Annotated in this window: 19 protein-coding genes; 2 read left to right on the forward strand and 17 right to left on the reverse strand. The window is 47.3% G+C overall.

Annotation, left to right across the window (positions count from 1 at the left end; genetic code table 11):
* Positions 1-493: 493 nt before the first annotated feature.
* The 3 genes from BN587_RS06100 to BN587_RS06110 all read right to left on the reverse strand — a co-directional run bounded on the left by BN587_RS06100 (position 494) and on the right by BN587_RS06110 (position 3,252).
* On the reverse strand, positions 494-1,045 hold the full coding sequence (locus tag BN587_RS06100) for a hypothetical protein (RefSeq protein WP_021720261.1): 552 nt from the start codon (positions 1,043-1,045) through the stop codon (positions 494-496).
* Between the two features lie 106 nt (positions 1,046-1,151).
* A complete protein-coding gene (locus tag BN587_RS06105; RefSeq protein WP_044484412.1) occupies positions 1,152-1,508 on the reverse strand; it encodes an endonuclease domain-containing protein in 357 nt (118 codons plus the stop codon).
* A 517-nt stretch (positions 1,509-2,025) separates the two neighbouring features.
* Complete coding sequence (locus BN587_RS06110; RefSeq protein ID WP_021720263.1) at positions 2,026-3,252, reverse strand: S-layer homology domain-containing protein; 1,227 nt, start codon at positions 3,250-3,252, stop codon at positions 2,026-2,028.
* 503 nt (positions 3,253-3,755) lie between these two features.
* Between BN587_RS06110 and BN587_RS06115 the strand changes: the two genes are divergently transcribed.
* The gene (locus BN587_RS06115; protein ID WP_021720264.1) at positions 3,756-5,201 is read left to right on the forward strand and encodes an ATP-binding protein; all 1,446 of its coding nucleotides are present in this window, start codon (positions 3,756-3,758) and stop codon (positions 5,199-5,201) included.
* A gap of 306 nt (positions 5,202-5,507) precedes the next feature.
* On the opposite strand, the gene BN587_RS06120 is transcribed toward BN587_RS06115, so the two are convergent.
* Positions 5,508-6,191 (reverse strand): DUF554 domain-containing protein, encoded by a 684-nt coding sequence (locus tag BN587_RS06120; protein ID WP_044484414.1) that lies wholly within the window; start codon positions 6,189-6,191, stop codon positions 5,508-5,510.
* A gap of 145 nt (positions 6,192-6,336) precedes the next feature.
* Here BN587_RS06120 and BN587_RS06125 point away from each other — a divergent pair, with 145 nt between their 5' ends.
* On the forward strand, positions 6,337-6,942 hold the full coding sequence (locus BN587_RS06125) for a DUF3298 and DUF4163 domain-containing protein (protein ID WP_021720266.1): 606 nt from the start codon (positions 6,337-6,339) through the stop codon (positions 6,940-6,942).
* A gap of 69 nt (positions 6,943-7,011) precedes the next feature.
* On the opposite strand, the gene BN587_RS06130 is transcribed toward BN587_RS06125, so the two are convergent.
* The 13 genes from BN587_RS06130 to BN587_RS06190 all read right to left on the reverse strand — a co-directional run bounded on the left by BN587_RS06130 (position 7,012) and on the right by BN587_RS06190 (position 19,617).
* Positions 7,012-7,470 carry a deoxycytidylate deaminase gene (locus BN587_RS06130; RefSeq protein ID WP_021720267.1) on the reverse strand — a complete coding sequence of 153 codons (459 nt, stop codon included), beginning with the start codon at positions 7,468-7,470 and terminating at the stop codon, positions 7,012-7,014.
* A 6-nt stretch (positions 7,471-7,476) separates the two neighbouring features.
* On the reverse strand, positions 7,477-8,097 hold the full coding sequence (upp, locus tag BN587_RS06135; RefSeq protein WP_021720268.1) for a uracil phosphoribosyltransferase: 621 nt from the start codon (positions 8,095-8,097) through the stop codon (positions 7,477-7,479).
* Between the two features lie 61 nt (positions 8,098-8,158).
* Entirely contained in the window at positions 8,159-9,409 is a 1,251-nt protein-coding gene (gene glyA, locus BN587_RS06140; protein WP_021720269.1) for a serine hydroxymethyltransferase, read from the reverse strand.
* Between the two features lie 106 nt (positions 9,410-9,515).
* Positions 9,516-10,073, reverse strand: coding sequence for a TIGR01440 family protein (locus BN587_RS06145; RefSeq protein WP_044484417.1), 558 nt, complete (start codon positions 10,071-10,073; stop codon positions 9,516-9,518).
* A 69-nt stretch (positions 10,074-10,142) separates the two neighbouring features.
* Complete coding sequence (gene rpiB / locus BN587_RS06150; RefSeq protein ID WP_021720271.1) at positions 10,143-10,589, reverse strand: ribose 5-phosphate isomerase B; 447 nt, start codon at positions 10,587-10,589, stop codon at positions 10,143-10,145.
* A gap of 50 nt (positions 10,590-10,639) precedes the next feature.
* On the reverse strand, positions 10,640-11,746 hold the full coding sequence (locus tag BN587_RS06155) for an L-threonylcarbamoyladenylate synthase (protein ID WP_021720272.1): 1,107 nt from the start codon (positions 11,744-11,746) through the stop codon (positions 10,640-10,642).
* Positions 11,709-12,632, reverse strand: a complete 924-nt coding sequence (prmC, locus tag BN587_RS06160; RefSeq protein WP_021720273.1) for a peptide chain release factor N(5)-glutamine methyltransferase — start codon at positions 12,630-12,632, stop codon at positions 11,709-11,711. Before prmC ends, BN587_RS06155 begins: the two co-directional genes overlap by 38 nt.
* Before the next feature lies 1 nt (position 12,633).
* Positions 12,634-13,701 carry a peptide chain release factor 1 gene (prfA, locus tag BN587_RS06165; protein WP_009146079.1) on the reverse strand — a complete coding sequence of 356 codons (1,068 nt, stop codon included), beginning with the start codon at positions 13,699-13,701 and terminating at the stop codon, positions 12,634-12,636.
* A 208-nt stretch (positions 13,702-13,909) separates the two neighbouring features.
* Positions 13,910-14,788, reverse strand: a complete 879-nt coding sequence (locus BN587_RS06170) for a DUF1385 domain-containing protein (RefSeq protein ID WP_021720274.1) — start codon at positions 14,786-14,788, stop codon at positions 13,910-13,912.
* Positions 14,789-14,853: 65 nt separating this feature from the next.
* Positions 14,854-15,057 carry a 50S ribosomal protein L31 gene (gene rpmE / locus BN587_RS06175; RefSeq protein WP_021720275.1) on the reverse strand — a complete coding sequence of 68 codons (204 nt, stop codon included), beginning with the start codon at positions 15,055-15,057 and terminating at the stop codon, positions 14,854-14,856.
* Positions 15,058-15,174: 117 nt separating this feature from the next.
* Entirely contained in the window at positions 15,175-16,494 is a 1,320-nt protein-coding gene (locus BN587_RS06180; RefSeq protein ID WP_021720276.1) for an ATP-binding protein, read from the reverse strand.
* Between the two features lie 20 nt (positions 16,495-16,514).
* Positions 16,515-18,218 (reverse strand): adenine deaminase, encoded by a 1,704-nt coding sequence (ade, locus tag BN587_RS06185; protein ID WP_021720277.1) that lies wholly within the window; start codon positions 18,216-18,218, stop codon positions 16,515-16,517.
* A gap of 19 nt (positions 18,219-18,237) precedes the next feature.
* A complete protein-coding gene (locus tag BN587_RS06190) occupies positions 18,238-19,617 on the reverse strand; it encodes an NCS2 family permease (protein ID WP_021720278.1) in 1,380 nt (459 codons plus the stop codon).
* Positions 19,618-19,633: the final 16 nt, after the last annotated feature.

Consider the following 19,633-nt stretch of genomic DNA (forward strand, 5'->3'; position numbering starts at 1 on the left):
TGTTGATGCTGTCATAAGCCCAGTGACCAGCAGGAACGTCAGAGAACGGGTTAGCAGCGTAAGCGGAAGCAGTTACGCCCAGAGCCATAGCCATAGCTAATACTAAAGATTTTTTCATTTTAATTTCCTCCTTTAGGAAAATACATTTGAAAAACTCTGCTATGCTTCTTCGCCTTGGCTTTGATACTCGGCTCGCCGCAGCTTTCAGTAAGAGTTGCCTTGTTTCCTCTACCATACTCTTTGCAGTCTGCGTTTTTCGCTGCCCTCAGCAGTTAGCATAAGCATTTTTTCATATGCTTATTGTACCACGTTTATAACTATACTACAAGGGTTTCACAAATTTTTCTTAAATTCGGCAAATAAAGAAGCTCTTCTTTTCTAATAATCATTTGTATGATATTTTTCCTTTGAAGCTATTTACTCGCAATACAAAAACCGCCTCTGCAAAATTTACAGAAGCGGCTTGGTGTTTAAACTAAAATTAAGCTATGAATTATTTAACACGCAGAGCACGGTCTACTTCGATGCGTACTGCACGGCCAAATTCTTCATGAGTCCAATCCCAACGGCTGGTCAGAGCTTCAGGAATGGTTTTATCGCTGTAAATGCGATGCTCATAAGCTTTACCGGTGAGCTTGTTGTAAGCAACTGCATAGCCTTGCAGGTCGATTTGCAGTTTACGCTCTTCGCTGGAATCGATAGCTTTGTCATCCAGCTTGTCCAATTGAACAGCGATAACGATGTCAACATCGCCATCTTTAGCAATTTTTTCCAGAGTTGCAGCACTGGGAACCTTGTTGCCAATCTTAGCATCATTAATAACAGCGGTCAGCTTGTCGTTTTCTACTACTACAAAGCCTTTTTTGCTGTTCAGTACAGCAAGAGCGTTTTTGTAGAAAACCTGATTTGCCAGTTCGTCTCCGCCTTCAACGTTGTTAATCAAAGGCAGCAGGGCAACGCTTGCAGCTTCAGCTGCACCAAAGCAGGGGATGCTGAAGCAGATAGCCATAACAGTCATCAATAAATAACGTAAAACCTTTTTCATTTTTATTCCTCCAGACGCATTAAAGTAATGCAGAATATAGGTATATTTTAACATAAATCTATAGAAAAATACAGTGTTTGCTAAAAATTTTCTGACTGGGGAGTCATTAGAGTAAATTCTTTTCTATATCCCAACATACCTCTTGAAAATTGCATTCCAACTGCTGGTTGGTATAACGCAATACCTTTAAGCCATATCCCTGTAAAACCTGCGTACGTTCCGTATCATAGGCTATTCCCTGTTCCGTATAATGCTGCTTGCCATCTATTTCTATAACAAGTTTGGCTGCGTGGCAGTAGAAGTCAACGATGAACCCACTTATGACTCGTTGTCTTTGCCAATGTAATCTATGCTTAGACAAATAGCAGTACCACAATTGTCTTTCTTGAGGTGTCATATTCTTCCTATTATTTTTAGCTACCGGCACAAGTTTAATATTACGTTCTCTATAATATGAATCCAATGTAACATCCCCCTTCCGTCTGCTTGCTTCGCTCGCAGACACCTTCCCCAAGGGGCAGGCAAGTCTTAAGCGCTTGCTTCATATTCTTTCGAGCTTTATTTGATTATAGCACACTTTCCTTTCGATAGCTTGGCTTATTAACCTAAGTCAGAACACTGCCATTCACGTTAATTCTTGGTTCTCCCTTGGGGGAACTGTCGCCGTAGGCGACTAAAGGGGGACACAGCCTTGTTTCCCCCCCTCCCCCCCCCCTCGCCCCTCTCCTCCCCCCCCCCCCTTATAGCACACTTTCCTTTCGATAGCTTGACTTATTAGCCTAAGTCAGAGCACTGCCATTCGCTTTAATTCTTGGTTCCCCCTTGGGGGAACTGTCGCCGTAGGCGACTAAAGGGGGTGACTGTTGCGCTTTGCGAACCTAAAAAGGAGGGCACTCACACATCAAAAAACGACCGCCCTTCCGGGCGGCCGTCTTCTTATACGCGCGTGTTAAATGTTAAGTTGTTGTGTATTACTTAAATTAGAAAGTGAATACAACTTGAGACCACAGAGTCTTGTCGTCAGCATTGGAATCGTCTTTAGCGTCCAGGTCAACATACTCAACGGTACCAACGATGTTCTTAGCGAAGGTGTAGTTTACGCCAGCTTTCCAGCCTTCGAAACCATCATGTTTTTTACGCAGGTCGTTAGCAAAACCGGTGTTCCAGCCGTTGGAGATCATGGTGGAAGCAGCCAGGTCATAGTAGCCTACATATGCGCCGAAGGAACCAACCTTAGCAGCTTTAGCGCCTTTGTAGTTCAGAGCTGCATACCAGCCGTCATCTTCACCTTTAGCGTTTTCAACATCACCCTTCAGGTAGCCAGCTTTCAGGCCAACATTCTTATCGAATGCATAGTTAGCGCCAACAGCCCAAATCTTGTTGTCAAGTTTATTGCCAGCAACGTCTTTCAGGTTTTCATCTTTATCAACGTCTACATAAACAGCTTCTAAGCCCAAAGCACCAACTTTACCGCTCAGAGAAATTGCATAGTAGTCATCAGCCAAGCAACCTTTATCAGTGCTGGACAGTTTACCAAATTCAGCAGCCAGTTTTACGTCTTTGCCATAAGTAGCTTTAACGCGGTCAGCACGGTGGGAAAGGATTTCACCGCCGAAAATAGCAGCATTGTTACGACCAGCTTCAACAGCCAGGCCACCCAGACGGCCGTTTACAAATGCACGTTGGAATTTAGTATCCTCATCGCCTTTGTTATCGCTGTTACCATCTTTTACAAATGTTTGCTCGTTTTGCAGCATTGCAGTGTAAGACCAATCATCGTTTACTTGGCCTTTAATCCAAATACGAGAACGCAGTTTGGAGTTATCTTTGTCAGCGGTATCTTTGTAGTCTTCGTAATGAGCACGGATTTCACCGGTAATCTTTACATTGTCAGCTTTTTTCTCCAGGTTAGCAACACGAACGCCCAGGTTATCCAGCTCGTCAGCGAATTCAGCAGCCAGCTTGTCAACGTTAGCGCCTTTTGCCATTGCTTTAGCAACGATTTGAGCCATTTCATAACGAGTCATCAGCTTGTCGCCACCGAAGGTGGAGTCGCCGTAGCCTTCGATTACGCCAGCAGCAGCCAGTTTGTTGATGCTGTCATAAGCCCAGTGACCAGCAGGAACGTCAGAGAACGGGTTAGCAGCGTAAGCAGATGCGGTTACACCAAGAGCCATTGCCATTGCGAGTACTAAGGATTTTTTCATTGTAATTTCCTCCTCTTATCTTAAGAGATTTTTATTTATTACAAAATCCTTCGCAAGTTCCCGCCTGCAAGTCCGGTAAGAGTTGCCTTGTTTCCTCTACCACGCACGAGCTTCGCCTGTTTCAAGGATTTCATAATCAAGGGGTGAAATCATAGATTGGAGTATTTCGTTTTTTGACTTACTCTAATCTAAATCATACTTATATTATAATGGCGGGTGACTACCTAGTCAAGAGTCTTTTTCAGAAAATTTTTAATAGAATAAGAATTATTCCTAGTAAGAATGTTTACAAAGACCAGACAGCGCCTTGCACAGGCCTGCCAGCGTTGTAGTAAAACACTTGCCAAAGTCATTTTTAACGCGTTTTAAAGTATACTTCCGAAAATTCTCGAAAAATTTAAAGTATACTTTCAGAAATTCGTCAAAAATCGTAAGTATACTTTCAATTTTGCTTGTGCTGTGTTTTTGAGTGGGTTATAATAGAATTGTAAGGCGGTGATATTATGGCTATTATTAAGCAAGAAAATATTTTAAAAGTCCTTGCAGGCTTCAACCCTTGGTGGAAAACTGGTGCAGTAGCCCCTGCATTTCTTAAAAGCTATAAACGAATTTCCTATTATGAAACACTGGAAAAAATTTCTCATACTACTATACGTCGCAACGTCATTCTTTCCGGTGCCAGACGTGTCGGTAAAACAACCATTATATATCAGGTTATCGATAATTTACTGAAGCAGGGTGTTGCGCCTGAGCAAATCGTTTTTATCTCCCTAGATCATCCTATTTTGAAATTAAGCAGCATGGATGCCATATTAGAATGCTATCACGAAAATATTCATCCTGACAAAGATGTTTATTACTTTTTTGATGAAATCCAATATGCTGCTGATTGGCCCGGTTGGTTAAAAATCATCTACGACACACAGCCTGAAAGCAAGGTTATCGCAACCGGTTCTGCAAGCCCGGCTCTGGTAAAGGGCAGCACAGAAAGCGGTGCTGGCCGCTGGTCTGTAATTCAGGTGCCAACGCTTTCTTTTTATGAGTATTGTTCACTCATCGGCATCAGTATCACAAATCTTCCCGAAAATCTGCTGCTTTCGCAGCTGCTGTCGATGACTCAAGCCGAGCGTACCAATATTATGCTCAAATTAGAAAGCCTCCGACTGCACTTTAACCGCTATCTTCTTGTTGGTGGCTTTCCTGAGCTTGCTTTAGCTGAGGACGATTTTTTTGCGCAGCAGATTATGCGTGAAGACATTGTAGACAAGGTTTTAAAGCGAGATTTACCAGCCCTGTATAATATCCGTAATCCCCTGGAATTGGAGCGCATCTTTCTCTACCTGTGCAACGTTTCCTCTGAAATCGTTTCCTATGACAGTATTGCCAAAGAGCTGAATGGTGTATCGCGCCCTACTGTGGAAAATTATGTCCGCTACCTGGAAAGTGCTAATTTAATCTACATCAGTAATCCTGTCCATATCGAAGGCAAAAAAATTCTTAAAAGCAAGCCAAAAATCTATATTGCTGATGCAGCTATACGTAATGCCGTGCTGATGAATGATGACCTGCTCACAAATGCTGCAGAAATGGGTAAAATTGTAGAAACAACTATTTATAAGCATGTTAAAACCTTCTGTTATCGCAAGGCTACTAGCGTAGGCTATTATCGTGCTGCCGGTTCGGAAAAAGAAATAGATGTCGTTGCTGAATATCCTGCTAATAAAGATATTTTGATTGAAGTAAAATATCGTGAGCAAGCACCCATCAGCAACAATGACGCTATCTGTACCCTTGCAGGCAAAGCCGAGCTTGGCATAATTATTACTAAGCGCCAGGACGATTATGGTGTACATGACACACCTGATGGCAAGCAGCTTTTGCGCATCCCTGCCTACGCCTTCTGCTACCTTTTAAGCTTGGCAGAAAAGAATAACATTGCCTCTTTTTAAAGTATACTTCCGAAAATTCCCGAAAAATTGAAAGTATACTTTCAGAAATTCGCCAAAAATCGTAAGTATACTTTCAATTTTGCTTGCGCTATGTTTTTCTCCGCATAAATAAAAAAAACAGCAGTGCCATGCGTTCGGCACTGCTGCTTTCAGAGGGTTGATGTTGTGAAAGGATGTATAAAAGAAAAGGGGTATTATGTATCAGTCAGTGGGATTGCTAACTGATGAGCTTATTATAAGGCGAACTGACTGATTAGTCAATGGATAATCTGTGAACTTTGCATCGTTTTGATGAACTCTAAAAAATCATCTTACTGCTGCCATCAGTGCGTAAAAAATCGGCGGCACGACAAGCGCCGGCAGCATATTAAGCGTTTTGCAATCACGCAGCTGCAAAATCCCCAGGCCACTGCTCATCAGAAAAATGCCTCCCAAAACGGAGATTTCGCCCATCAGCGCCGACGTCATATAGGGCGCAATTACTCCGGCGAAAAGATAAATGCTACCCTGCCACAACAGCAGCACCAAGGCCGCCGCCGTAATGCCAATGCCATAGGCCGAGCCAAGAATAATCGACGAAACAAAATCAAGCGTCGCGTTGGTATACAGATAGGTATTGTTGCCGTTGAGCCTGCTTTCAATCGGCCCCAAAATAGAAAGCGTGCCGATGCAGAACAGCAAAATAGCGGTTGAAAGTCCTTCCGCCAGCTTGCTGCCACTCTTAGCGCTTGCCAAAAGCTTGTGAAAACGGCCGTCTATATCCAGCCAGGTTCCTATCACCGTACCAATGGCGATGCTGGCGATAAATAATACCGGGTAGGTTGTTTTCGGCATATTGCTGACAAAGGCATTCGCTCCCAAGCCTACGGTTGCCAGACCAAGGCCGTCGAAAAGCGCTGTTTTATAGCGTTCGTTAACACCTCTGCTGAGAAAGCTGCCGATTACAGAGCCGGTTAAAATTGCACTTACATTAACGATTGTTCCTAACATTTTCAATATCCCCTCAAGTTTACAAATACTTCCTGCGCAGGCTACAAAGATTTTACACTTCCCCCGCTCAGGCATCTTTACAGATACCCTTTTATTTTATACTATATTAGTACCAAATACAATTCCTACAAAGGGGGAAATACGAATGAAAAAAACTCTTCTCACGTTATTCTTGGCGATGGCGGTAGCAGCAGGTGCGTCGGCTGCGCAGCAAACCGAAGTCGACAAGGGCGACCGCTTTGACTATAAATATCCTGTTTTCACGCAGGAAAATCCGCAGGCAGCACAGCGCATGAATCGCGATATCCAAAAAATGGTCAACAAATCGCGTAAAGATTTGCGCCATCCGGATATGCGTGCTGTCGGCAGCAATTATGAGGTGATTTACGAAAATGACCAGTTTGTCTGCCTCACCTTCAACACCTGGTACTATTATGATAAGGCTGCACATGGTATGTACTATACGCACGGCATCGTTTACGACAAGGCTACCGGCAAGCGTGTTCCCTACACACGCTTCATAGAAAAGCTGAACGCCGAGCAGCTGAAGCAGGATATCAAGGCTAAAAAGCTGCCCATTTACTGTGCAGATTTGAAGACCGTCAGCGAAGCGCCGTTTATTGATGACATCGACAACTTCAAAGTAAGCAAGGATTATATCATCACTGAGGACGGTCATCTTTATTTGATGTACCAGCCCTACGAGCTTGACTGCTACGCCGCAGGCGTTACCTATGTCAAAGTAAAATAAGCAACAAAAGCAAAGCACTGCTCTGCATTTCCCGTAAGGAAATGTGAGCAGTGCTTTTTTACAGCATATTTACTTCTTATCCAGTACGCAGATTTCAATTCCCGATGCAGCCATCATATCCTCCGCCAGCTTATCCGGATAAGGATTAGCATAAACAATGCGCTTAATGCCTGCGTTAATCAAAATCTTGGTGCAGACCACACAGGGCTGATGCGTACAATAAATCGTACCACCGTTGACAGACACACCATGATAGGCAGCCTGCACAACAGCATTCTGCTCTGCGTGAATACCGCGGCACAGCTCGTGCATCTGCCCGGAAGGCACATGCAGCTGCTCGCGCAGGCAGCCCGTAACCTCGCAGTGAGGCAAATCCTTAGGCGTACCGTTATAGCCTGTCGCTACAATCTGTTTATTTTTGACGATTACCGCGCCGACACTGCGGCGCATACAGGTTGAACGGCTGCTGACTACTCTGGCAATCTCCATAAAGTAATCATCCCAGCCGGGTCTTGTTTTGCGTTCCATAATTTTTTATACCGTACCAAAAATTCTGTCGCCTGCATCGCCTAAGCCCGGAACGATGTAGCCATGCTCATTGAGATGGTCATCAAGCACAACAGTGTAGATAGGCACATCAGGATGTGCTGCATTCAGCTTTTCTACACCTTCGGGAGCAGCAACGAGGCACATGAAGCGCAGGTTCTTCATGCCGCGCTTTTTGAGCTGGTCAATAGCAGCAATAGCACTGCCGCCGGTTGCCAGCATCGGGTCAACAACAATAGTATAAGCGTCCATATCCGCAGGCAGCTTGCAGTAATACTCCATCGGCAACAGAGTTTTTTCGTTACGGCTCATGCCGATATGACCAACATTAGCTTCGGGAATAACACTGAGTACGCCCTCCATAAAGCCCAGGCCTGCACGCAGGATAGGCACAACAGTGACACTGCCTTTAATACGGCAACCGGTGGTTTCGCACAGCGGAGTGGTAACCTTTACTTCTTCCACAGGTAAATCTCTGGTAGTTTCAAAGGTCAGCAGCGCTGCAACCTCACTGATGATGTGGCGGAAGGTTACGCTCTTGGTATCCTTGTCACGCAGGATAGTCATTTTTGCTTGCAGCAAAGGATGGTTTACTACATTGATTTGCATTGGATATATCGCTCCTTTTCTTATTAAGACGAAGCGGATAAAGCTTTATCGGTCGTCTTAATTATAAATTAGTATATAACGGATACTTAGCGCACAGTGCTGCAACGCGTTTGGCAGCCTCTGCATGCTTATCAGTATCTTCAGGGTTATTGAGCACCAGGCCCATGATAGCCGCAACCTCTTTGAAGTCCTCTTCTTTGAAGCCGCGGGTAGTAGCAGCCGGAGTACCCAGACGGATGCCGCTGGTTACAAACGGGCTGGCAGGATCAAACGGAATAGTATTTTTATTGCAGGTAATGCCAATATTATCCAGCAGCTTTTCTGCTTCCTTACCGGTCAGGTTTTTGTTGCGCACATCAACCAGAATCAGATGGTTGTCGGTACCGCCGGAAACAAGACGGAAGCCTTCAGCCTTCAAGCCTTCGGCAAAGGCCTTGGCATTCTTAACAATGTTTTCTGCGTACTCTCTGAATTCAGGCTTCAGAGCTTCGCCAAAAGCAACAGCCTTAGCAGCAATAACGTGCATCAGCGGGCCACCCTGGATGCCGGGGAAAATAGCCTTGTTGATTTTCTTGGCATATTCCTCATTGTTGGTCAGAATCAGACCGCCGCGAGGACCACGCAGAGTTTTGTGGGTGGTAGTAGTTACGATGTCCGCATACGGAACCGGAGACGGATGCAGGCCTGCTGCAACCAGACCGGCGATGTGTGCCATATCAACCAGCAGCAAAGCACCGTTAGCATGAGCAATATCAGCGATGCGTTTGAAATCGATAATACGCGGATAAGCGCTGGCACCGGCAACAATCAGCTTCGGATGATGCTCTTTAGCCAGCTTGTCCATTGCATCGTAATCAAGCAGCTCGGTTTCCGGATTAACGCCATAATGCACAACATTGAAATAAGTACCGGAAATATTTACCGGGGATCCATGGCTCAGGTGACCGCCTTGGGACAGGTCCATACCCATAATGGTATCGCCGGGTTTCAAGAAAGCAAAGTACACGGTCAGATTGGTGCTGGCACCGCAGTGAGCCTGTACGTTAGCATATTCAGCATGGAATAATTTTTTGGCACGTTCAATAGCCAAAGTTTCAACCTTATCAACATATTCACAGCCGCCATAATAACGGTGACCGGGATAGCCTTCAGCATACTTATTGGTCAGTACGCTGCCCATAGCCTCCATTACTGCGGGAGTAACGATGTTTTCGGATGCAATCAGTTCGATTTTGTCACGTTGGCGGTTAAGCTCCGCATCAATGTAACCTTTCAGCTCAGGATCAACTACGCTAAGTTTTTCCAGATTCATTTTAAGTCCCTCCTAAAAATAAAACATTAAATATCAACCAGTTTTATCCACAGGTTGTGGATAAGCGCTCAGAAATTCTGCTCTACTAAAAGACGCAGATGGTGCCTTATGGGCGATTTTCCAGATATTGGGCACGCGGTCCCCCAATTAACGGCGGACGGGTTTTAGCGGCAGTCAGCACTGCTTCGCCAATTTTTTTATATTGCAGGCGTACAGGTACAGCAACTCGTTTGAGATGCATGCCGATGAGCGTCTGGCCAATATCAATACCAAGATGGGCAGAAATTTTTTCTACCACTACAGGTTCAGCAAAATTTTCGTAGGCAGCAGTTGCCATAGCGCCGCCGGCATGAGCCACCGGACGCACGGTAACCTCCTCAAGATTGTAGCGTTCGGCTGTTTCTGCCTCCACTACTAAGGAACGGTTGAGATGCTCACAGCATTGTACGGCAAGATAAAGCTCGTGTGCATCGCACACTGCCTTCAGCGCCTTGAACATAGCAACAGCTGTTTCACTGCTGCCGCCGGTGCCGATTTTGTTGCCGAGCACTTCGCTGGTGCTGCAGCCAAGCACGAAAATCTGTCCCTTTTTAGGCTTTGCTATACTAATGAGCTCTTCAGCAGCTGCTGCCAGCTCCTTAGCTATTTGCATATTTGTTTCCATTGTTGCTTTACTTCTTTTCTGTTTATTTTCAGAAACGCAAAAATCGTTTAGGCTGCGACGCAAAGACGATTATTTTGCTTCCAAATCCATGATTTTATTTACACGGCGTTCATGACGACCACCGGCAAATTCGGTTTCCAGCCAAGCATCGGTAATCATTTCTGCCAGACCTACGCCCAGAACACGCTCGCCCATGCAGAGCACGTTGGCATTGTTATGCTCACGGCACATTTTAGCGGAGAAAACATCACCGCACAGAGCAGCGCGAATACCCTTGCATTTATTGGCAGCGATAGAAATGCCGATACCGGTACCGCAAATCAGGATGCCCTTTTGCGCACCGCTGGCACCGCTGGTAATATCCTCACACAGCTTAGCAGCATAATCGGGATAATCTACGGAATCTTCGCTGTAGGTGCCATGGTCAACAACCTCGATGCCTTTATCCTCTAAATATTTTTTGATATGCTCCTTTAAATGGAAGCCACCATGATCACAAGCCATTGCAATTTTCATAAATAATCTTCTCCTCTCCTGCTTTTTAATGCCGGGATTATCTTTAACCTTTATTGTAACATAAATGACGGTAAATTTATATTATTTTTTAAATGCAGGCTACCGTTTTCCAACGTTATGATCTGATAGCCCGCAGCCTTACGCAGGCGGTTCATGATTGCCAGTCCCAGGCCGTCCTCCTCTACGCCTTCGGCGAGGATGACATCCGGACAGGTACGGTCAAAATCGCGCAGCAGGTAGAATAAATCCGCCGCCAGCTGCTCGCGGCTGTCGCCCCAGCAGGAAAGCTGCAGCTGCTGCTTTTCGACAAGCTCTGCCAGCTCGCTTTCCAGCTCACGTCCGCACAGCACGCCGACGGTTTTGCCTTCAGCCAGAGCCTTGGCAATAACCTGCGGCAGACGCTCGCAGGCTGCACCCTCAAACAGGTAAACAGGTGCTTTCGGAGCATAATGACGGTACTTCATCCCCGGTGCCTTGGGCTTAAAGTTTTTATCTCCCTGCAGCGCCGGGTCGATTTCTACCGCACCCATAACCTCCGTCAGCATTTCATAGGTAATGCCGCCCGGTCGCAGGATAGTGGGAACAGCGCTCGTTGTATCCACCACGGTGGATTCCAGACCAATGCCGCAGTTGCCGCCATCAAGCATACCGGCAATTTTGCCCTGCATATCCTCCAGCACATCCTGCGCGTTCGTCGGGCTCGGGCGACCGGAAATATTAGCCGACGGCGCCGCGATTGGACAACCGCAGGCACGGATAAAATCCTGAGCGAATTTATTAGATGGGAAGCGTACAGCGACAGTTTCCAGTCCTGCGCTTACAGCGTCAGGCACAATAGCAGATTTATTGACAATCAGTGTCAGCGGTCCCGGCCAAAAATGCTCCATAAGCTTTTTGGCATTAGCATTCAAACCGGTAGTCAGCTGCGCAATATCTTCCTTTTTAGCGATATGCAGAATCAACGGATTATCGTTAGGTCTGCCCTTAGCAGCAAAAATCTTGGCTACAGCCTCAGGATTCAGACCATCCGCACCCAGGCCGTAAACTGTTTCCGTCGGAAACGATACAACCTCACCCGCACGGATCAGTGCCGCTGCCTCCTGCATAATCTCTTGATTATCAGAGTTCTTTTGTAATTTCCAGTAGGAGGTTTTCATATTTATCCTCACCCTCTTTTTCTTTTAAAGCAAAAACCATGCGCGGTATGCCTGCATAGTCCATACGCACGGCAGTTTTGGCAAAGCCATGCTCCAAGCACAGCTTTTGCACCGCTTCGCTTTGGTCAATGCCAATTTCAAACGCCAGCAAGCCATCTTCTGCCAGATGCTCCGCAGCTTCGGCACAGATGCGGCGGTAAAAATCAAGTCCGTCCGCACCGCCGTCAAGTGCAGTGCGTGGCTCCTGCTGTACATCCTGCGCCAGCGTCGCAATGTCGGCAGCAGGAATATACGGCGGATTCGAAACGATGATATCAAACTTTTTCTCCACAGGTACGTTGCTGAACAAATCGCTTTGGCGGAAGGCCACACGCTTATCCACGCCGATAGCGGCAGCGTTTTCTTTCGCTACTGCCAAAGCCTCGTTGCTGATATCCACGCCCACGCCAACGGCAGCAGGCAGATAATCAAGCAGCGAAACGATAATTGCACCGCTGCCGGTACCAATATCCAATGCCTTTACGGCACCGTCTGCGCGCAGCATCGGCGCAGCCTTCACCAGGCTTTCCACCAGCAGCTCCGTTTCCGGGCGCGGCACCAGGGTAGCAGGCGTAACCTTAAAGCTGTTGCGCATAAAAGCGCGCTCACCGATAATGTAGGCCAGCGGCTCATGCTTAGCGCGGCGCTCTACATAAGAGCGCATCTTGTCACGTTCCTCCTCGCTTAAAGGCTTATCAAACTCGGTATACAGCTTAATACGTTCACATTTCAAGACAGCACAAAGCAGCACTTCGGCGTCAAGGCGTGGATTTTCCACGCCTTTTGCTTCAAAGTGCTGCTTAGTCCAGTTTAAGATTTTCATAATCGTCCAAACCGGCTTATCCATTTTATTTCACCTGCCGTAATTGTTCGCTTTGCTTAGCAGTAATCAGCGCACCCAGCAGCTCGTCCAGATCACCGTTGACAATGCTGTCCAGCTTATGCAGTGTCAGACCGATGCGGTGGTCGGTAACGCGTCCCTGCGGATAATTGTAGGTGCGGATACGCTCGCTGCGGTCGCCGGTGCCTACCTGGCTTTTGCGGTCCTCGGCAGTAGCGGCACGCTGCTCCTCCTGCGCCTGCTCCAAAATACGCGCACGCAATACGCGCATACATTTTTCACGGTTCTTCAGCTGAGATTTTTCATCCTGGCACTGTGCTACAATGCCTGTCGGAATATGGGTAATACGAACTGCAGATTCGGTTTTGTTTACGTACTGGCCACCGGCACCGCCTGCACGATAGGTATCGACACGCAGGTCTGCAGGATTAATCTCTACGTCAACCTCTTCAGCCTCCGGCAGTACAGCCACGGTAACGGTAGAGGTGTGTACGCGTCCCTGAGATTCGGTTTCCGGCACGCGTTGTACACGGTGTACGCCGCTTTCGAATTTCATACGACTGTAAACGCTGTCGCCGCTGATCTGGAAAACGACCTCCTTAAAGCCGCCCAGCTCAGTCGGGTTGGAATCCATAACTTCAACACGCCAGCCGCGGGTTTCTGCATAACGCAGATACATACGGAAGAGAACACCGGCAAAAAGCGCAGCCTCATCACCGCCGGCACCGCCGCGGATTTCCACGATAACGTTTTTGTCATCGTTCGGGTCGGAAGGCAGCAAAAGAATCGTGAGCTTTTCCTCATATTCTTCAATCTGCGGTTTGAGCTCCTTCAGTTCCTCTTTAGCCATTTCCACCAGCTCTTCATCATCGCCTGCTGCCAGCAGCTCCTCTGCCTCATCGCGAGCCTTAATCATATCGCGGTATTCACGATAAGCGGTAACAATCGGCTCCAGTTTGGCATGCGCTTTGGTAGCCTTCAGCCAGTTGGTCTGGTCGGCAATAACCTCGGGGTCACTGATTTTTGCCTCTAAGTCTAAATATCTGTCTTCTAGTGCCTGCAATTTGTCGAGCATTAGAAATTCTCCTCTCAAGTGTTATGTTAGTCTTATAAATTTAATTCAAAGTGATTCGTTAAGAAAACATTCTCTCCTACAAGCGAAGTGTTCAATATAACGTTATTTTAAAAACAGAATAGTGCAGTCCCCTCTCAGTCGCCCTACGGGCGCCAGCTCTCCCCAAGGAGAGCCTCATAGATCAGCCTGCAAACCTATAAAATCACTTTTACTCTATAATTTCTTCAGGCGGCAGCACTGCCTTCAGCGAAGCAATTGCCACCTCAATCTGGCTGTCGTCAGGCTGACGTGTAGTCAGCTTCTGCAGCAAAAGTCCCGGCATAATTGCCATATGCACCAGCTTATTATCGTTATGCGCACCGGCAAAACGAATAATCTCATAGCTGACGCCCGCAATTACCGGCATCAGCACTACACGGGAAGCAATACGCTCCAGCAGGCTGGGCCAGCCCAGGAAGGTAAAAATAAACATGCTTATCAGCATGACAATCATCAGAAAGTTGGTACCGCAGCGCGGGTGCAGCGTACTGAACGGACGCACATTTTCTACACGCAGCGGTAAGCCTGCCTCATAGGTATAAATAGTTTTGTGCTCCGCACCGTGATACTGGAATACGCGCTGAATATCCTCCATCGAGGAAATAGCCGCAATATAGGCCAGAAAAATAGCCATACGCAACACGCCCTCAGCCAGGTTGAGCATCATCGGATCCTCAGTCAGCTCATGCAGAAAACGCATAGACCAGGTCGGGATAACGATAAACAGACCGACAGCCAGCAATACGGAGGTAGCAATAGTCATCGCCATCTCCTTGCCCGTCAGCTGCTCGTCCTCTTCGCCTGAAACCTGTGCCGAATAGGCCAAGGCCTTGATGCCGTCATATAATGATTCAAATAAAGCAATAACGCCGCGAAGCAACGGTTTTTTCAAAATAGGATATTTATCACGGATACTGTTGACAGGATTTACATCCACGGCAATTTCTCCGTCAGGTTGGCGCACGGCAACGGCCACCTTATGCGGTCCGCGCATCATAACGCCCTCAATTACGGCTTGTCCGCCTACAGATAATTTTTTCGTGCTCATAGATATACTCCGTAAAACTAAATAAAGCAGAACCCGCATGTGCAAGCTCTGCCTTATTGTATAGATTATTGTTCTTTGTTGTAACGTTTGTTGAACTTCTCGATACGACCACGAGCAGCTACGTTACGTTGTTGACCAGTGAAGAATGGATGGCATTTAGAGCAAACATCCACGCGTAATTCTTTTTTAGTGCTACCAGTTACGAAGCTTGCACCACATGCGCAGGTAGCAGTAACTTCACCGTAATTCGGATGAATCTTTTCTTTCATTCTTTACACCTCTCTTTGCTAAGAACATTATATTCATAATTTAGAAGCTGCCTTGCTTGGCAAAGCGGCTTGCATTAACACTAGATTAGTGTAACATATCCTACAAGTAAACGCAAGCTATTTTTTACTAAAATCGGCAACACCCTGCAGATAATTAATAAACTGCTGCGCCGTACGTCCGGAAATGCCACCGTGATGCAGCTCCCATTTCCGCGCTTCGGCACAAAGGAAGTCGTCAGCAAGCTCCAGTCCCTGCTTTTTCGCCAGCTCGCAGACAATTTTGTAGTATTCCTTCTGCGTAGGCTGTCCATAATAAATCGTGCAGCCGAAGCGGTTGAACAGAGAAAGCTTTTCCTGCATCGTATCCGACTTATAGATTCCGTCCTCCTGCGTTACATCGTTGCGGTCCTTCCACGTTTCATTAATCAGATGTCTGCGGTTAGAGGTAGCGTAAATCAAAATATTATCCGGACGCACCTCCAGACCGCCTTCGATGATAGCCTTCAGATATTTGTATTCGATTTCAAATTCCTCGAATGACAAATCATCCATATAAATAACAAAGCGGTAGTTGCGGTTTTTAATTTGGGCAATTACCTGCGATAAATCGCGGAACTGATGCTTGTAGATTTCTATCATCCGCAGGCCCTGATTATAATATTTGTTGATAAGCGCCTTAATACTGCTGGATTTGCCTGTACCACTGTCACCGAAAAGCAGCACGTTATTTGCCGGGTGACCTGCTACAAAAGCCTCCGTATTTTCCAACAAGCGCTTTTTCTGGTCCTCATAACCGATAAGGTCAGCAAAGGTAATCTGCTCCGTATTAGATATCGGCACCAGCTCCGGCTCGCCCTGCTGCGCCTGCGCTATGCGAAAGGCCTTGTTCAGACCAAGCTTGCCCACGCCGTAATCATGATAGAATTTGGTAACGCAGACGAAAAACTCATCAGCATCGGCAGCACCTTCCAAAGCAGTGCTGAGCGCCTGAACTTTCTCACTGATATTTTTGTTGTAACGACGCTCCTGCTTCACCACAGCCTGATAATTGCTGATTAGCGAAAAGCAGTTAATCCCCAGTGCACGCTCCAGCTTACTGAAATCATAGGCAAACAGCTGCCGAAAAATTTTAAAGTCATGCTTGGCAAACCGGTTGACACTGCCCTCGCAGGCACCAACCTTTTCACAGGTAATAGCAAAGGGATTTTCACAGCTTACCAGTAAAAAAGCCAGATAGTTATGCCAAAGATTTTTGTCAAAGCCATAAACAGTGCCGATATCAAGCAGTTTATGTATCTGCTCATAAATTTCCGCTGTCAGCTCCTCGCGGTTATAATCACCTGCTGCAAATTCAGCGCAGATTTCTGCCAACGGCTCCAGCAAATTGTCCGTCGGCAGATTGCGGTAAATAACTAATTGTGATACAAGCTTATGCATATCTTTCCCCTCAAATATCTCTATTTTATAAATTCAAATTTCTCTGTATCGAACATGCCCATATCTGTAATACGCAGCTTGGGAATAACAGGCAGCGCCATAAAGCTCAAGCTGATAAACGGATCGATGCCGTCTAAAACTCCCTGCACATGTGCTTTGGCCGCAATCTCATCAAGACTGCCGATAAGCTCTTCGGCAGGTGCGCTGCTCATCAGGCCGCAAATATTCAGCGGTAGTGTATCGACAACCTCGGTGCCCCTGACTAAGGTATAACCGCCCTGTACACGAACCAGCTCCTTAGCGGCAGCATTCATTGCTTCCGGACTTGTGCCGATAACAATCAGGTTGTGTGAATCGTGTGCCACCGTCGTCGCTACTGCGCCGTCCTTCAGCCCGTAACCACACAAGAGGCCTAAGCCTACATTACCGGTGCCGTGGTGTCTTTCCAGTACGGCAATCAGGTGCACATCTCCTTTTTCCAAAGCAGAGGCAATATCCTTGCCCATAATAGTACTCTTCTCTGTAAAGATTTCACCGGGAAGCATAGTGATAACAGGATATTCCCTGTCATCGGCAAAATGCGATAAAGCAAAGGTATCGGCACTAAAGGCTGCAGGCTTCACGCTGCCCTGCAGGCTGACATTGGGCGTAACAGGCGTAATCTTTTCGCAGGCCTTGAGTGCATCCATGCCCTTATGGAAAACAGCCTGCGGCGTAAGGCTTTGCAGGTTATCAAAAACTACCAAATCCGCCTGCCAGCCGGGAGCAACGGCACCCACGCGACGCAGGCCGTAAATACGCGCAGCATTGATGGTTGCCAGACGCAAAGCACGCACCGGCTCCATGCCCAATTCTATCGCCATTTGTACGCAGTGACGGATAGTGCCCTCGCGGCGGATATCGGCAAGATGCTTATCATCGGTGCAGAAAGCCAGACTGCTGACATCAATGCCCTCATCAATAACGCCGCGCAAAATTGCCGTCAGATTACGCGAAGCACTGCCCTCGCGCACCAGCACTGCCAGACCGTTACGCAGCTTTTCCTTCGCTTCTTCCCAGCTGATGCTCTCATGGTCGGTATCAATGCCGCTGGCAACGTAGGCAGCCAGCTCCTTGTCACGCACGCAGGGTGCGTGGCCGTCGATTACACGGCCCAAACTTTGGAACAGGTCCAGCTTTTTCTGTACCTCGGCGGAATTATAAATAACTCCCGGCACGTTCATCATCTCGCCCATGCCCAGTACACCCGGCTCATTGACTAGCTTAATCATATCGCGTGCGTCCATCACGCAGCCGCTGTGCTCAAAGCGTGTCGCAGGCACGCAGCTCGGCAGGTTCACATAATAGTTCAGCGGCATCTGTCCGCCGGCCTCCAGCATATAGTGAATGCCTGCCGCACCTGCTACGTTAGCAATTTCATGCGGGTCGGTAATCAGCGTGGTTACGCCCCAGCGCAGCTCCTCAGCGCAGTAATGCTCAGGCACAGCCATAGAGCTTTCAACATGGCAATGCGTATTAATCAGACCGGGGGCAACATAGGCGCCTTTCAGGTCAATGATTTTTCCTGCCTTGTCATAGCCGCCGACGCCGGCAATCACGCCCTCGGCAATAGCAACATCAGCTTCGTAAATTGTTTCGGTCAGCACGTCAACAACCCTGCCGTTCTTCAAGAGAATATCAGCAGGGCTGTTACCGAGTGCGACCGCTCTTACACGGTCCATCATATTTATTACCTCAATCCTTTTACACGTAAATATATTTCAGGATAAAGATTACTGCCAGCACATATACAATCCAGCTGGTTTTTTTGTTTTTGTATTCACCGCTGAGCAGGTTAATTGCCACATAGGAGATAACGCCCATGGAAATACCTTCGGAAATGGAATACATGAAAGGCATTGCTACTGCTGCGATAAAAGCAGGAATAGCTTCAGTCATATCGTCAAAGTCTACATTCAGCAGGCTGCTTACCATCAAAAAGCCTACAATTACCAGTGCCGGAGCGGTAGCGAAGGCAGGAATTGCCAGGAAGATAGGTGCGAAGAACAAGCTGAGGAAGAAGAGAACAGCTGCAGTAACAGAAGTAAGACCTGTACGGCCGCCGACAGCAACGCCGGCGCTGCTTTCTACGAAGGTAGTAACGGTGGAAGTACCCAGCAACGCACCACCGGTAGTAGCGATGGAGTCAGCCAGCAGAGCGCCTTCAATCTTCGGCAGCTTGCCGTCCTTGTCCAGCATTTTAGCTTTGGAAGCAACACCGATCAGAGTGCCGAGAGTATCAAACAAATCTACAAACATGAAGGAAAGCATGATTGTAATGAAATTAAAGGTGAAGATAGCACTAAAGTCCAGCTGCATGAATGTCGGTGCCAGGCTGGGAACGGAAATGCCGTTAGCAAAGCTGGGCATAACGGAGAACATGCCGAGCTTCGGATTCGGTACATAAATACCGGTCAGCTCGCAAATCATGCCTAAGCCCCAGGTAACCAGAATACCTACGAGGATACCGCCGGGAACCTTTTTCGTCATCATTACCGCAGTCAGCAGAATACCGATAAGTGCCAGCAAAGCACCGATACCGGTGGACCAGAAGGTGCCGTCTGCCAAAGCAGCCTTAAACGGATACAGGCCAACAAGAGTCGGTCCGGCAACAACGAGCTTGGAATTCTGCAGGCCGATAAAGGTGATGAACAGACCGATGCCGCTGGTAACACCAAACTTCAACGCAGGCGGAATGGAGTTGAACAATGCCTCGCGCACCTTAGTCAACGACAGGACGATGAACAGAACACCTTCAACAAAAACAGCAGCCAGCGCAACCTGCCAGCTGTAACCCATCTGTCCTACAACAGTATAAGCAAAGAAAGCGTTCAGGCCCATACCGGGAGCCAGGGCAAAGGGATAGTTAGAGAACAGCGCCATCAGCAGAGTACCAAGGCAGGCACCCAAAGCAGTAGCGGTAAATACAGCACCGGCATCCATCCCGGCAGCACTTAAAATGCCGGGGTTAACGGCTAAGATATAAGCCATCGTCATAAAGGTGGTGATACCGGCAAGAATTTCCGTGCGGACATCCGTCTGATGTTCCTTCAGGCGAAATGTTTTTTCCAAAAAGTCTGTCATTCGTTATAGCCTCCTA

This window comes from Phascolarctobacterium succinatutens CAG:287, from assembly GCF_000434895.1.
In the GTDB taxonomy this organism is placed as follows: Bacteria; Bacillota; Negativicutes; order Acidaminococcales; family Acidaminococcaceae; genus Phascolarctobacterium_A; species Phascolarctobacterium_A succinatutens_A.

Coding starts and splice junctions, on each gene's coding strand:
- BN587_RS06155 (WP_021720272.1), bottom strand. CDS start 11,746: ATGAAAACCTCCTACTGGAAATTACAAAAGAACTCTGATAATCAAGAG.
- BN587_RS06180 (WP_021720276.1), bottom strand. CDS start 16,494: ATGCATAAGCTTGTATCACAATTAGTTATTTACCGCAATCTGCCGACG.
- BN587_RS06100 (WP_021720261.1), bottom strand. CDS start 1,045: ATGAAAAAGGTTTTACGTTATTTATTGATGACTGTTATGGCTATCTGC.
- BN587_RS06115 (WP_021720264.1), top strand. CDS start 3,756: ATGGCTATTATTAAGCAAGAAAATATTTTAAAAGTCCTTGCAGGCTTC.
- rpiB (WP_021720271.1), bottom strand. CDS start 10,589: ATGAAAATTGCAATGGCTTGTGATCATGGTGGCTTCCATTTAAAGGAG.
- BN587_RS06125 (WP_021720266.1), top strand. CDS start 6,337: ATGAAAAAAACTCTTCTCACGTTATTCTTGGCGATGGCGGTAGCAGCA.
- rpmE (WP_021720275.1), bottom strand. CDS start 15,057: ATGAAAGAAAAGATTCATCCGAATTACGGTGAAGTTACTGCTACCTGC.
- BN587_RS06120 (WP_044484414.1), bottom strand. CDS start 6,191: ATGTTAGGAACAATCGTTAATGTAAGTGCAATTTTAACCGGCTCTGTA.
- ade (WP_021720277.1), bottom strand. CDS start 18,218: ATGATGGACCGTGTAAGAGCGGTCGCACTCGGTAACAGCCCTGCTGAT.
- prmC (WP_021720273.1), bottom strand. CDS start 12,632: ATGGATAAGCCGGTTTGGACGATTATGAAAATCTTAAACTGGACTAAG.
- upp (WP_021720268.1), bottom strand. CDS start 8,097: ATGCAAATCAATGTAGTAAACCATCCTTTGCTGCAAGCAAAAATGACT.
- BN587_RS06110 (WP_021720263.1), bottom strand. CDS start 3,252: ATGAAAAAATCCTTAGTACTCGCAATGGCAATGGCTCTTGGTGTAACC.
- BN587_RS06170 (WP_021720274.1), bottom strand. CDS start 14,788: ATGAGCACGAAAAAATTATCTGTAGGCGGACAAGCCGTAATTGAGGGC.
- glyA (WP_021720269.1), bottom strand. CDS start 9,409: ATGAATCTGGAAAAACTTAGCGTAGTTGATCCTGAGCTGAAAGGTTAC.
- BN587_RS06190 (WP_021720278.1), bottom strand. CDS start 19,617: ATGACAGACTTTTTGGAAAAAACATTTCGCCTGAAGGAACATCAGACG.
- prfA (WP_009146079.1), bottom strand. CDS start 13,701: ATGCTCGACAAATTGCAGGCACTAGAAGACAGATATTTAGACTTAGAG.
- BN587_RS06130 (WP_021720267.1), bottom strand. CDS start 7,470: ATGGAACGCAAAACAAGACCCGGCTGGGATGATTACTTTATGGAGATT.
- BN587_RS06145 (WP_044484417.1), bottom strand. CDS start 10,073: ATGGAAACAAATATGCAAATAGCTAAGGAGCTGGCAGCAGCTGCTGAA.